This is a genomic window from Spiroplasma sp. NBRC 100390 (assembly GCF_001886495.1).
Classification (GTDB): domain Bacteria; phylum Bacillota_I; class Bacilli_A; order Mycoplasmatales; family Mycoplasmataceae; genus Spiroplasma.
Genome location: NZ_CP018022.1, coordinates 201,456 through 215,940, shown reverse-complemented (window position 1 = coordinate 215,940; position 14,485 = coordinate 201,456). Strand labels below are relative to the sequence as shown.

Below are 14,485 nucleotides of genomic sequence, written 5' to 3'. Positions count from 1 at the left end.
ACTTTTTTTAAGTTGATTTTTAATAAAAAACATTATTTTATTTTACTGTCCTTAATAATTAAGGATGAAAGAAAATAATGTTATTAGTATTGTAAATAAGATATATCATAATGCTAATATCAATAATAAAAAATCATGACCATCTTTAAAATTAAATTTGTTTAGAAAATAATTTATAACGACCCATTTTTAGAAACAGAAATTTTAAAATAAAATTTTGCTTGAGTTTTAACTCAACTAAATAAACTTGTATTTTTAACAGCGGCGCTAGCGGTAAATCTAGCAGTTATGACATTATTAAAATATTGTAAATTTAAACTTAACTTTATATTTATTACATCAATCAGTCTTGAATTCATAGGTTCTCCTAGAAGAGTAACACGTCTTTCTTCTATTATTGTTTTATCCTGTTGTTTATTGTTTATTAATCAAATATTATTCATAGAACCTAACGGTAAATGAACCTTTTGGTTAAAATAGTTAAAATCAAGTCCTTCAGCTCAATAATTACTCTTTTCTTTAACTTCTACAGTAAAAAGATTATATTTTGTTCCTTGTGGTAATTTTTTTGTTCAAATAAATGTATTTTCATCCGAAGAGTGTATATAAAAAGCGGTCACCTTGGTAATTGGTGTTTCTAATTCAAAATCTTCGATAAAACTAGGACTTTCTTGATTTATATTAGTTTCTATTTTTATTAATTTTTTTCTTGTTTATTAGTTTTAAAATTAGTAATTTCCAAATTATTTTTTACATCATATAAACTCATGGCATTTAATGTTAACATTGGAGCACCAGCAATTGTTAATACACTCACTAAACTTAAAATTTTTTTCACTTCAAATTAACCTTTCTTTCTTAATTTACACTAATATAGTATTATTTTATGTTAAAAAATAAGAAAATCATTTTTTGATATGTAACTTAAAATATCCTCTGATTTAATTAATGGTTTTATGCCTCTTGTATTTACAATTTAACTTTTAAAAAATAAAAAAATATTGAATTCAATATTTTTTTTATTTTGTTATTTTGAATTTTTTCCTAACAAACTAAACATATTTTTTTTATAAATTTCAACACCAGGTTGATCAAACGGATTTATTTTTAATAAATAGGCTGACATTGCACATGCTTTCATAAATCAATATGATAAATAACCAAACATTTTGTCATCCATTGTCTCAAATTCCAAAATAATGTTAGGAATATGTCCTACTTCGGAATGAGCTGCAATAACACCTTGTATCGCAATTGTGTTGACCTCATGCAATGTTTTTCCTGCTAGATAGTTTAAATCATCAAGGTCTTGCTCTGCTTTGGTTAAAGCAAGATCTAATTGTGGTTTTTTAATCTCAATAACTGTTTCAAATAAGATGTTTTTTGTTCCTTCTTGAATAAATTGACCAAGAGAATGTAAATCTGTTGAAAAAATGCATGATAAAGGTAGTAATCCTTTTGAATCTTTTCCTTCTGATTCTCCAAATAATTGTTTTCATCACTCAGTAATCATCTGCATTTGTAATTCATAACTTACAAGCATTTCAGCTTTATATTTCTTTTCGTGATTCAAAATATAACGCCCAACAGCATATTTATAGGCATGATTAGTTAAATCATCAATTAAAGTGTCTTGATAAGCCTGTTGCGCCCCTTTAAAAACATTATCAACGTCAATGCCACTTACGAGCATTGCAAAAACCCCAACCGGAGTTAAAACTGAATACCTTCCTCCAATATCATCAGGAATGACAAAGGTTTGATATCCTGCTTCATCAGCCAATGTTTTTAATGCGCCTTTATGCTTATCGGTAATGGCAACAATTAATTTTGCCGCTTTTAAAAACCCTTCTTTTTTCTCTAAAAGCTCCTTACATAGACGAAATGCAACCGCTGGTTCTGTTGTTGTTCCAGATTTAGAAACAACACAAATTCCAAATTTCTTATTTTGAAGATACTGTAAAACTTGTGCCGTATAAGTTGAAGACATTGTATTACCAATATAAATTACTTTGACTTTTTGTTGACTATATAACCCATTAATCATTTCAATCGCAGCACGAGCACCAAGATAACTCCCACCAATTCCAATTACTAATAAAACATCAATTTCATTAGCTAATTGTTTTGCTGTTTGCTTCATTGCTGCAAGTTCTGCTTGATCATAAGTATTTGGTCATTCAACCCAACCTAAAAAATCACTTCCTAGGCCAGTTTTGTCATGAATCATATGGTGAATATCTTTAACTTGTCCTAAATACTTTTCGAAAACAGTTTCACTTAATGCATTAGTAAAATTTACTTTGATCATTTTAATAATATTGCCTGCTTTCTATCTAAAAATCCCTTTGTTTACAAAATTTAAACGTTTTATTTTACTTGTTAACGAAGTAATTTTTTCACGTAAAGGTTGAAAACCTGCTCCTGTCTCTTGAATTTGACTGTTGTTCTTCTTCAATAATTCAGGTCGGCAGTTTTTATAACTTAATTTAACCTGTTTTTTAACTGGATCAAAATCAAGTACTTCCACTTCAACATTGTCACCAACATTAACAAATTCTTTAATATCTCTTACAAAGAAATCTGAAAATTCACTAATGTGGATTAAACCAGCAGCATTTTTTAACTCACAGAAAGCACCAAATGGTGTAATATTTGTTATTTTAGCAATAACTTTACTTCCTTTTTCATACATAATTAGTCACATCCCCTTTCTAAAACTGTAATAATTATACCGCTATAACTATGAAAATCATTTTCTAAATCAGAAAATATTTTATCAACCTCATATAAAAAGGATTATATTGCCTTACTTTAATAAATTAATGCGATATAACCCGTTATTTTCATTATTATCCCCAATATTCCCCGCTTGATCAGGTTTTTCTTCTTTGTAAGAAGCAGTATACTGACAATTAGGATAATTAGTACATGCTTTAAAACGTTGATAACGTTTATTAAATTTTAAAATAATTTCACCAACTCCACACTCTGGACATGGGCCAAATTTAGGACCAGTTTGGTGAATGTAACGACATTTTGGAAAACCAGAACAAGCAATAAATTTTCCGTATTTTCCATAACGATATACTAAATCACGACCACACTCTGGACAATCAATCCCTGCTTTTTCAACCGGAATCTCTTCCATTAGTTCCATTGCTGCTTCAATTCGTGGTTCAAACCGTTCTCAAAATTCTTTTAATAATGGTTTAGGGTCTGCTTCACCATGGGCAATGACATCTAAACTTTCCTCAATTGTTGAAGTATATGTTTCATTAATAATATCATTAAAATATTCTTGCAACTTGTCGCTTGTTAAAATCCCTTTTTCTGTTGCTTTAATAGCTTTATTTTCTACAATAATATAGCCACGATCTTTTAAAGTTCGCATAATTGGAGCATAAGTTGAAGGACGACCAACACCAATTTCTTCTAATGTTTTAATTAATTTTGCTTCAGAATAACGACTTGGTGGTTTTGTAAAGTGCTGAATCCCAAATAATTCATTTAAATTAATAACTTGGTTTGGTTTTAATGCTGGTAATTTTGCAATTTCTTCATCATCATCCAATGCTGAACATTTTAAAAAACCATCAAACTGAACCGTGCTTCCCGTCATTCGAAATTCATAATTATTATTATCTAAAATAATTGCTTTGCTTAGTAATTTAGCATTCGCCATCAAGCTAGCAAGCGCACGATTATAAATAATTTTATATAAACGTAATTGATCACGACTTAAATATTCTTTTGCCATATCAGGAGTCATCATCAAATCAGTTGGTCGAATTGCTTCATGCGCATCTTGTACATTTTTTTTGTTTTTAGCAGGAATTTTAACTTCCCCTAAATATTTTTCACCATAGTTAATTGTAATATAATCAAATGCATCTTGAATAAATTTGTCACTTAAACGAATAGAGTCTGTTCGGGGATAACTAATAAATCCCGTAATATCATCTTTTACCTTAATTCCTTCATATAGTTGTTGAGCAATTAAAGAAGTTTTATTTGAAGCAAAGCCTAATTTGCTACTTGCTTCTTGCAACATTGTTGATGTTGTGTGTGGATTAGGGGATTTTCGTTGTTTTTCTGTTTCCTTAATTTGGATAACAACAAAATCTTTTTTTAATGCCTTTTTAACTTTTAAAACATCAGCTTCGACTTTTAAATCAATCTTTTCATCCATAAATTTAGTTAATTTAACAACCGCTTTTTTATACAATCCTTCAACAGTTCAATATTCTTCAGGAACAAAATTTTGTCATTCTTTTTCACGTTCAACGACTAATTTTAACGCAACAGATTGTACTCGCCCCGCTGATTTTGATTTAATCTTTTTTTGTAATAATTTGCTTAATCGAAACCCAATAAAACGATCAAGAATCCGACGTGCTTCTTGTGATTTTACCAAATTCATATCAATATCAGTTTGATGATTAAACGCTTCTAAAACAGCATCTTTTGTAATCTCATTAAAACGAACACGACGTGATTTATCATTACAGTTTAAAACTTCATTTAAATGATATGCAATCGCTTCTCCTTCACGATCGGGATCTGTTGCGAGAATAACTAAATTTGCCGCTTTAGCTTCTTGTTTTAATTTTTTTACCAGTTCTTTTTTCCCACGTTCCATCTTGTAAGTTGGTTCAAAAGTTTCAATATCAACTCCCAGACCATACTCACCCTTTGTTGACAAGTTTCGAATGTGTCCTTCTGAAGATAATACTAAATAACCATCACCAAGATATTTTTCAACTGCCTTTGTTTTTGTGGGGGATTCCATTATTACCAGCGTATTCGCCATTTTTTCTCTCCTTTAAATTGGATAACATTACAATAATTATTATACATAATATTTCAAAAACTATTTAAATTTATTTTTCCAAACTAAAATAGACTCCGAATTTTATTAATAATCATATCAATTGTATTCGCAACACTTGGAACGGTAAAATAAAGAATAACAACAATCCCAACTAGTAATAAAATTATGCCAATAACAATCATACTAATTCAAAAAGCTTTAACATTAAACTTTGAGCGAATTACAACTCCAATTTGTTTTTCATCAATTTTTTTGTTTCGATTTTTCTTTACTTGATAAAAGTTATCAATTAATTTATCGTATTGCTTTGGTGTAAGACCAAATTCATTCATAACTTCAAACTGATCCATCTTGCTATGACCAAGTTCATCAAAAATTTTATCATAAATATCTTGCGCTTGAATTTTTCCCATTAAAGTATTAATTGTATAATTTTTATATGTTCCCTGTATTGGTATCGTGTCAAGAACACCCTTTGTGAAACTATTTTTTAATTCTACTTCTGTTTTATCATCTGCCAATACTTCAACCTTTGTTGGGTCTAAATCAATTACGGGTGCATTTGTGTCAAAAAAATCATTTAAATCTTCAGTAAAACTATTATTTAAAGTATCATTATTTTTTGATTCATCAACAATTGATGTGGTTGGATCATTAAATTCAGTATTGTCAAAAAAGAAATTGTGTTCATCATCATCTTCATCAAAGTGATTATCAAAATCATCATCAAAATTAAATAAATCAAAATCATTATTTTCAGACAGGGTATCAATTTTTAATTTTGGTTCAGGTTTAGCAGTATCTTTTACTTCGGATTGATTCTTCACATTTAAACTAGATGGTGAGTCATTTTTTATTACTTCTTCAGTTTCATCTGTTACTGATGTTTCTGGTAAAATTATTGTTTCTGAACTAGTTACAGTTGGAAGTGGAACTTGTTTTTCATTTCATTTTTCCCAAGCATTAATTAAAGTTTTGTTTAAAGCTTCAGCTTCTTTTAAATGACGAAGCGAAGTATCTAACGTATTTTTTAATTCTTTGTACTCACCACTAGTTGACCTTGGTTGATTACGATTACGACTAATAAACTCATCTAAAATTTCAGAAATATGAATTGCTCAATTGTATTCATCTTCCGCACTAAGGGGACCAACAGGACGACGAAAATCATTATTATAAGTACCTTGGCTTGCTGGTGGACGAGAATTATAACGTGGCGAATAATAATCATCCAAATATTGCTGATTATGATAATCGCCGGGATTACCATACGACGATGGATTTGTGCAATCACTTCCAGACATTAGATTTGGTGCCGAAGGAAGATTTGAACCCTGATTAATGTTTTGCAAACCATTAGGATTTAACATATTTTGATACAGTTGTGCTGAATCTAACACCGGCGGAGATTGTTGTTGTGATGGCATTGGTTGTTGAATTATTGGCGAATAATGGTACTGTGTTAATAATGGGGGATATAAATTTTGCGGTAGGGTATACTGCACTACTGGTGGGGGAGTAGGATATGGATAAAACGGTGAATATGGATATTGATAATAATTAAAAAAATCAGGATTATGATGAATCCGACAATTATTATGACAAGTTTTACTACGACCCTCTTTTTTTATGTTTTCACCCATATAATTATTCACCCTATTCGCAATTTAATAGCTTATATTAATTATAACATAAAAACCAAGAAATATCATTGTCCGACCCTCTAGTGATGGCGTTAGGATTATGGTATAATAATTGATAAAAAGAAATAAATAAAAATAACTGGTATAACCAGTTATCATAACAAGATTCTCATCTAACTACATTAAATAAATTAATTATAAATTTGTTAGGTCGTCTTTTTTAGATTTAAATTTAATAACAACTAAAATTATAATAATTAATAAAATTATTAATCCAAGTATTATTCATATTCAATATAAATTTGTAGTTTTATGATAAGAAAATAATTTATATATTTCATCCTTATTTTTACTATAAAATAGGTTACCTTTAAACGTAGTTAAATTATTAATATCGCCAGTAATCCCTTTTAATTTCGTTGCTTTTTGAGTATTAAGTTGTAAATTATACATGTTTTGACTTGTTCCAAAATAAACATTATTGTGATAATAAACAGCACTTCGGGCAATTTCCGTTTTATTATAACCTTTTATATCAGAATATTGTTTTTCTTTATTATCATAAACAGTAAAAATGTTACCTTCTAAAACATAAATATAATTATTTATAATCACTAAATTACTTACAACATTTTCAAAAGCCAACATCTTATTATTATTTTGATAAATTACGGGAGTAACTTTTTTTGAATTATTTTCTAGTTTATATAAAATTGTATCAGTAAATACACCACTAAAATAAACATCATCATTTTGATCAATTTTCATAGCATAAACATCAAAATAACCAGAAAAACCAGATATTAAAATAACATTATTAATATCTGCATTTAATATTTTTCAAACAATATTTCCTGCAAAATAAACATTATCAGCACTGTCAATTTCAATCGTTCTAATTTCGCCAGTAATCCCACCAACTGATATTACTATGTCAGAACCTTGTTTTAGAACAAAGACACCATTATCAGCACCAAAATAAACATTATTATTACTATCAATAGCAATTGCATTAACAGAATCACTAATTCCACCAATTTTGGCTGGTATTGTTGAACCTTGTTTTAACACAAAGGCTCCATTCTTGGTACCAAAATAAATGTTATTTTCACCATCAGCATTAATTATAGTAATAGTACTATCAATATCATTAATTTTTTTAGCAATATTGCTATCATTTTCCAATACATAAGCACCATTATCAGTACCAAAATAAAGTCTATTTTCATTGGAAAAAGATCCATTTATTGTTTTAATATTATGATCAAAAGAAATTTTTTGTTCTTTTATCTCTTTATTACTGCAACTGACAACATTGCTCGCCCCTATTGTAATTAAACTTATTATTGATAATATATTCAATACTTTTTTCATAATGAAAGCTCCTTTTTTATAATTGTTAAATCGGGTTTCAATTTATTTAATAAGTTTGATATTTAATTTATAATTAATATATGACATAAATCCACCTTTCTAATTGATTTTTCTTAAATAAACTAATTAGAAAGAAGGTCATCCTTTTTTATTCTCTCCCAAAATTACAACACCATCCCCAAAAATAGGATTGCTTGGTTTTTCAGAAAATATAATAGCATTAGGTTGGAAACAATTAAAAAAGTGAGAGTTAGCCACTCCACTATATGTCTAAATTATTCTATTCGGATGATTCTTTATATATGTAAATAATTTGTAATAGGAGGGTGATTATTTTCAGAATGTCACAAATGATTTATAACAATTCCATTAAATTACCGCCTAACTATTTGGAAAAACAATTATGAAGTAGTTAAAACTCTTAGCATAATTATAACATAGCAAAGTTAAAAACCATACTCGTTACCTTTCTTGAATTATATTGTAATTTTGGGATAAAAAAATAAGGGAGCGCCCCCTATCTAATTAATTTATTACTATTTTAATAATATATTAAAAATAAAAAAAGTATTTTAAAAAAATACTTTTTTATAAATAAACTATTTTTTTATCGTTGTTCCCGCACTACCAGCTAATGCTGCTTTTGCTTGTGCTAATTCGGCAATAATGGCAACTGTTTTAGCACCTGAACTTGCAAATTTCATTGCGGCTTGCACTTTCGGCAACATACTACCTGGTGCAAATTGATTTTCAGCAATGTATTTATCAGCGTCAGCTAATGTTAACACATCTAAAGCCTCTTGATTAGGTTTACCATAATTAATTGCAACTTTCGCAACTGCGGTTAAAATCATTAGTTTATCTGCCTTAATTAATTCTGCTAATTTTGCACTAGCAAAATCTTTATCAATTACAGCCGGAACACCCTGATAACCATTAGCGGTTTTTACAACGGGAATTCCCCCACCACCAACAGTAATAACAATATGTCCCTTACTAATTAAATCTTCAATAATTTGTTTTTCAACAATATTAACGGGCTGTGGCGAAGCAATTACTCGTCGTCATCCTCGTCCAGCATCTTCTTTAACTGTAAAACCGTTCTTTGCTGCTAATGCCTTTGCTTCTGCTTCCGGATAAAAAGCACCAATTGGTTTTGTTGGATTATTAAAGGCATGATCTTTTTGGTCAACTTCAACTTGTGTTACAATCGTCACAACATTTTTATTAATTTTTCGTTTATTTAATTCATTTAAAATTGCATTTTGTAAATGATATCCAATATAAGCTTGTGACATTGCGCCACATTCTGGAAATGGCATCATTGGAATTTTATTATTAACATGTGATGCTTCATCAAAGGCATTGTTAATCATTCCAACTTGTGGTCCATTTCCATGCGCAATGATTAACTCATCACCGTTTTCAATAATATCAACCATTGCTTTTGCGGTATCTTTTACAATTTCTTGTTGTTCAGTGGGGGAGTTTCCTAAAGCGTTTCCCCCTAACGCAACAACTATTCTTGCCATAAATTTACATATCCTTTCTTATTATTAGAATCAAGGCCCAGTATTTGAAATTGGTAATAAAGTACCAATTGCCAACAAGACAATTGACCCAACAGTAATTCCAACAAGTAATGGCCATGATGCTTTAATAAAGCGATCATATGGAACTTTTGAAATTGATAATGCTGCCATTAAAATTGCACTAGTTGGTGAAATTAAGTTAATAATTCCATTAGCAAATGAAAAGGCAGTAATTGTTCCTGATGCTAATCCAGTTGAAACTCCATTCGCAACTGGTCCTAAAATTGGAAAGACCGCTGTTGCAAATCCTGAAGTTGATGGAATTACAAAGGAAATAATTAAGAAGAAGAAGAACGCCACCATAATAAAGCCAGTTTTTCCTAATGACGACATTGGTGAAGATAATCCACTAACTAATTTAGTTTGCATTCCAGTATTAGTCATAATGAAACCAATCCCAGCAGCAAACGCAATAATTAAACACACTGATAAAATATCAGCTGATCCACGAATAAAACTATTAACATAGTTTTCTTCTCCTTTTCAGTTAATTAATGCAATAATGATTGACGCAATAAAGAATAACGCCGAAATTTCCATAAAATATCATTGGCCTAATGGCGCAAAGAAATGTGCAATTCATGGAGCGTGTTTGCTAACTAACTCTGTAAAATCAACAAATATCGGAATTCCAAATTTATCTCACCCAATTAAGGCAAAAATCATCAAAACAAAGGCAATCATAAAAATGGCCATAATTGCTTTTCGTTTTTTATTATATTCAGGTAAATCAGCAGCAATTGCAAATTCTGCTTCATAGAAATCTTTTTTATCAAATAATGGTGATTTCCCTGGAGTACGACGAACTCGTAACGCATATCAAACAACAAAGGCAATTCCCCCTGCCGTTAGTAATAGTCATGATACTACTCTTCAAACAATTCCTGTTGATGATGTTAAATCAAGAACACCCGCATTAGAAACTGCAATTTGAACTACAAATGGGTTTAAAGTTGACCCAATACACCCAATTCCAGCTCCCAACAAAATTGTCATAACAGCTGTCAAGACATCAAATCCAGCAGCTAATAAAACCGGAATAATAACAGGATATAACGCAATCGTTTCTTCTCCCATTCCGTAAGTTGTTCCTCCAACTGAAAATAAAAACATTACAATTGGAATAATTCAAATTTCGCGACCTTTCATTTTTGCTACTAATCGCCCAATTCCGGCATCTAATGCTTTGGATTCAATAACAATTCCTAAGAATCCTCCCAGCACTAAGATAAAGACAATAACATCAACTTTATCTTTAAATCCTTCCATTGGGGCTAAAAATAAGTCAAAAATTCCAGCTGGTCCTCCAGCATGCGTTTTTCCATCCGCATCAGCATAAGACCCTGTTGTTCCTGGAATTCAAGAAATAATAATAATTAACAACGTAATTCCTAATAAAATTGTGAATGCTGTTGGTAATTTAAACTTAAACTTCTTTTTATTTTTTACATCCATTTCTGTAAACCTTTCTGAATTCTATTTTTCAATAAATTCTAGCCACGAATTGTTGCTAGCATTACTGCTTTAATAGTGTGTAAACGATTTTCCGCTTCTTCAAAAACACGTGAATATTTTGATTGAAATACTTCATCAGTAACTTCCAATTCACCAGTTCCTCCGAATTGTTTAATCACTTGTTGTGCAGTATCAGTTTCAGCATCGTGGAAACTTGGTAAACAATGCAAGAAAATAACATCTTCTTTTGCTTGTTTCATTTTTTCCATTGTTACTTGGTATGGTGTTAAATCTTTAATTCTTTGACCTCACACTGATGGATCTTCTCCCATCGATACTCATACATCAGTTGCAATAGCATCAGCATCTTTTGCTGCTGTTTTATGATCTTCAGTCAAAGTAATTGATCCACCATGTTCTTTTGCAATAGCTTCTACTTTTTTTAACAATTCTTTGTCTGGTCATAAATCTTTTGGTGCACAAGCAACAAAATGCATTCCTAATTTAGCACTAACAACCATATAACTATTTGCCATATTAAAACGCGAATCTCCAAAGTAAACAAATTTTAACCCCTTCATGTTACGACGACCTTTTTCTTCTTGCAATGTTAAAATGTCAGCTAACATTTGTGTTGGGTGAAATTCATCAGTTAAACCGTTTCAAACTGGTACTCCTGAATATTTTGCTAAAGCTTCAACATCAGTCTGTTTGAAACCACGGAATTGAATTCCATCAAACATCCTTCCTAATACTTTTGCTGTATCTTCAATTGATTCTTTTTTCCCCATTTGACTACCGCTTGGTCCTAAATAAACGGGGTGCATTCCTAAATCAAATGCTCCTACTTCAAAGGCACATCTTGTTCGTGTTGAATCCTTTGCAAATAACAAAGCAACAGATTTACCAGCTAATGGTTTTTGTTCTGTTCCAGCATATTTTGCATCTTTCAATTGTTTTGCTAAATCTAATAAATAATAAATTTCTCTTTGTGTGAAATCTAATAAAGTTAAAAAACTTCTTCCTTTTAAATTTACAGCCATATTATTTTTTCTCTCCTTTTAAATATAATATTAATGTTTTAAATATCTTCTCTTCAAATTGGCATTGACATACAACGAGGTCCACCACGTCCTCGTGATAATTCAGATGAATCAATGACATGAACTTTAACTCGTGCTGCTTTTAATTCTTCAATCGTAATATGATTACGTGAATAAGCAATTACTTCACCAGGACGAACTGTAATTACATTTGTTCCATCATTTCATTGTTCTCTTGCTTGGGCAATTGGGTCTTCTCCACCACATTTAAAAATATGTACTGGTTTCCCTACTTCTGCTGATAAATAATCTTTAATTGTTTCTTTAATTTCTGTAACCCCATTTTTTGTGATCTCAAAAATTTTAAATTCACCCATTGCTTCAAAAATTAATGGATGAGCAATAAATTTATCATAGTCAATGTTTGTAAAAACAGTATCTAAGTGCATAAAAGCACGATTTTTTGTTTTTAAATCTAACGCAATTACTTTTTCGTAACTAACTGAATCATTTTCAATTAAATTTTTTGCTACCTTTTTAATTGCTTCCATTGATGTCCGCTGTGATGCGCCAATAATTAATGTTTTTTTGTTTAAGACTAAAATGTCTCCACCTTCTAAAGTTTCTTTTTCATCACGACTATATCAATAATTAATTTTATCTTTAAAACGTGGGTGATGTCTTAAAACAACATCAGAAAATAATGTTTCACGATTTCTTGTTACCGTAAACATTTTGTGGATAGTTGCTCCATTCCCAATTGATGCAAATGGATCACGTTGAAATAAAATATTTGGTAGAGGATCAACCGCTAACGGATAATCATCAGTTATCTCAACTCCTAATTCATATTTTGTCACTCCCGCAATCATTTTATTAACAAGAGCTTGATTATCTAATTTGTCTAAATAAGTACGTAATTTACTAATATACTCTGCTTTTGCACCAGATTCTTTTAAAAATTGGTCTAGTAAAGTTTGCCGCATTTTTGAATCAGTTTCTAAAACTTCAGCGACTAATTTTTCAATATATAAAACTTCTACGCCTAAATCTTTAAAAACTTTTGCAAAAGCATCATGTTCTTTTTGCGCAACTGCTAAATCTGGTGTATCATCAAACAATAACCTTTCTAACAAATCTGGTGATAAATTAGCCAATTCATCGCCAGGTCGATGTAATAAAACGGTTTTTAGTTTGCCGATTTCTGAGTAAACATTAATACCATATTTTTCTGCCATGTTACATTTCCTCTTTCTTTCTACGTTAATCTTTAATAAAATACTTTAACAAAAATATTTTATTAAAAAATTTTAAAGATAAATATGCAAAAAAAGTAAAAAACAAGTTGTTTTTAAATATGCAGGATGCTTATCAAGTTGTAATATTTTAATATCATTTAAATAAATATACTTTTTTGTATTCGTTGTTCTCCTAGCACAATATATATTTATTGAACAATATGACTTTTACATATTGCAGAAGTAAAGATGCCATTCCTTACTTTTTTATCCTTATATGTTTATAATATACTCTTTTAAATAAAAAAACAATAAATTTCTTATTGTTTTGCAGTATTGATAATATTAGTTGAAGTTAAAATATTCATTAACAAATCATGTAAACACTGAATAATTTGTACTAATGGAACAACTTTGTTTCGATAATCTGCTGTTTTTTGAGCAATTTCTAATCGTTTTTCTGGGGTTAAACCAAGAACAAACTTGTGATAAGCTTGTACTTCCTCAATAATTTTTGTTTTATTAAATTCTGGTAACTTAATTTTTCCCTCATTAAAATCTTTTTCAATTTTATCAATATTTTCTAATTGTGCTTTTAATTTTTCTTCTTCTTGATCAACTGAAAATTCAGTTAAAACAATATCACGCTGTAAGAATAATCCTAATTGGTTTACTAAATTTCAAATTTCTAACGCATCAGTTGCTTGGTTAATATCTTCTAAACATTTATCAAGGGCTGAATCTAAACCTTTAATTTCCTCATCATAAATTTTTGTTAATTCAATAATTTCTACTTTCATCATATCTACGAAAAGTTTATTTAAATCAACTGGACTTGATTCCTTGGCACTAGTCATAAAATCATTTAAAAAACGAGGTAGCGGAATAATTGCATTAAATAATTTACTTACTTCAATTAATGTTGTCACTTTTTTTTGATCAACTTCTTCTGGTTTTTTGTCTTCTAAATATTCAGCCCTAATATCATCAAATAAAGGTTTAATTTCTGTTTTAACAAAATTAAATAAATCTTCAAAATTAGTTTTAAATTTAGCTCCTGCTAAAAATGCCTCAATTTTTTGATTTTTTTCTGCCGTATCCTTTTGATAATCTGCTTCAAAAAGATTAATATATTTTGTTAAATAATTCATCATTCCTTTTTCAACATCTGCTCAGAAATTATTCTGTTGTGTCATAATATCATATCCCTCTATTTCTATAAATTACTATGTACTTCAATTTTACCGTAAAATAAGAATTTATACCATTTTTATTTACCTTTTCTTGATTTTAAATTATAAAAAAT

General features: G+C 29.5%; 12 protein-coding genes. All 12 read right to left on the bottom strand.

Going from position 1 to position 14,485, the window contains the following annotated elements:
* Window positions 1–173: 173 nt before the first annotated feature.
* The 12 genes from S100390_RS00930 to S100390_RS00880 all read right to left on the bottom strand — a co-directional run bounded on the left by S100390_RS00930 (window position 174) and on the right by S100390_RS00880 (window position 14,375).
* Window positions 174–620 carry a hypothetical protein gene (locus S100390_RS00930; protein WP_070406440.1) on the bottom strand — a complete coding sequence of 149 codons (447 nt, stop codon included), beginning with the start codon at window positions 618–620 and terminating at the stop codon, window positions 174–176.
* A gap of 77 nt (window positions 621–697) precedes the next feature.
* Window positions 698–838, bottom strand: a complete 141-nt coding sequence (locus tag S100390_RS05380) for a hypothetical protein (protein WP_156768766.1) — start codon at window positions 836–838, stop codon at window positions 698–700.
* A gap of 189 nt (window positions 839–1,027) precedes the next feature.
* On the bottom strand, window positions 1,028–2,311 hold the full coding sequence (locus S100390_RS00925; RefSeq protein ID WP_070406439.1) for a glucose-6-phosphate isomerase: 1,284 nt from the start codon (window positions 2,309–2,311) through the stop codon (window positions 1,028–1,030).
* A gap of 21 nt (window positions 2,312–2,332) precedes the next feature.
* Window positions 2,333–2,695 (bottom strand): S1 RNA-binding domain-containing protein, encoded by a 363-nt coding sequence (locus tag S100390_RS00920; RefSeq protein ID WP_070406438.1) that lies wholly within the window; start codon window positions 2,693–2,695, stop codon window positions 2,333–2,335.
* Between the two features lie 114 nt (window positions 2,696–2,809).
* Window positions 2,810–4,813: a type I DNA topoisomerase gene (topA, locus tag S100390_RS00915; RefSeq protein WP_070406437.1), complete on the bottom strand. Its 2,004-nt coding sequence runs from the start codon at window positions 4,811–4,813 to the stop codon at window positions 2,810–2,812.
* Between the two features lie 83 nt (window positions 4,814–4,896).
* Window positions 4,897–6,477, bottom strand: a complete 1,581-nt coding sequence (locus tag S100390_RS00910; RefSeq protein WP_070406436.1) for a hypothetical protein — start codon at window positions 6,475–6,477, stop codon at window positions 4,897–4,899.
* Between the two features lie 195 nt (window positions 6,478–6,672).
* Window positions 6,673–7,851, bottom strand: a complete 1,179-nt coding sequence (locus S100390_RS00905; RefSeq protein WP_070406435.1) for a hypothetical protein — start codon at window positions 7,849–7,851, stop codon at window positions 6,673–6,675.
* A 599-nt stretch (window positions 7,852–8,450) separates the two neighbouring features.
* Window positions 8,451–9,383, bottom strand: a complete 933-nt coding sequence (gene arcC, locus S100390_RS00900; protein ID WP_070406434.1) for a carbamate kinase — start codon at window positions 9,381–9,383, stop codon at window positions 8,451–8,453.
* A 24-nt stretch (window positions 9,384–9,407) separates the two neighbouring features.
* The gene (locus tag S100390_RS00895) at window positions 9,408–10,898 is read right to left on the bottom strand and encodes a YfcC family protein (RefSeq protein ID WP_070406433.1); all 1,491 of its coding nucleotides are present in this window, start codon (window positions 10,896–10,898) and stop codon (window positions 9,408–9,410) included.
* Window positions 10,899–10,936: 38 nt separating this feature from the next.
* Window positions 10,937–11,941 carry an ornithine carbamoyltransferase gene (gene argF, locus S100390_RS00890; RefSeq protein ID WP_070406432.1) on the bottom strand — a complete coding sequence of 335 codons (1,005 nt, stop codon included), beginning with the start codon at window positions 11,939–11,941 and terminating at the stop codon, window positions 10,937–10,939.
* Window positions 11,942–11,979: 38 nt separating this feature from the next.
* Complete coding sequence (locus S100390_RS00885; protein ID WP_070406431.1) at window positions 11,980–13,179, bottom strand: arginine deiminase; 1,200 nt, start codon at window positions 13,177–13,179, stop codon at window positions 11,980–11,982.
* A 320-nt stretch (window positions 13,180–13,499) separates the two neighbouring features.
* Window positions 13,500–14,375, bottom strand: a complete 876-nt coding sequence (locus tag S100390_RS00880; RefSeq protein WP_070406430.1) for a hypothetical protein — start codon at window positions 14,373–14,375, stop codon at window positions 13,500–13,502.
* Between the last annotated feature and the right edge of the window lie 110 nt (window positions 14,376–14,485).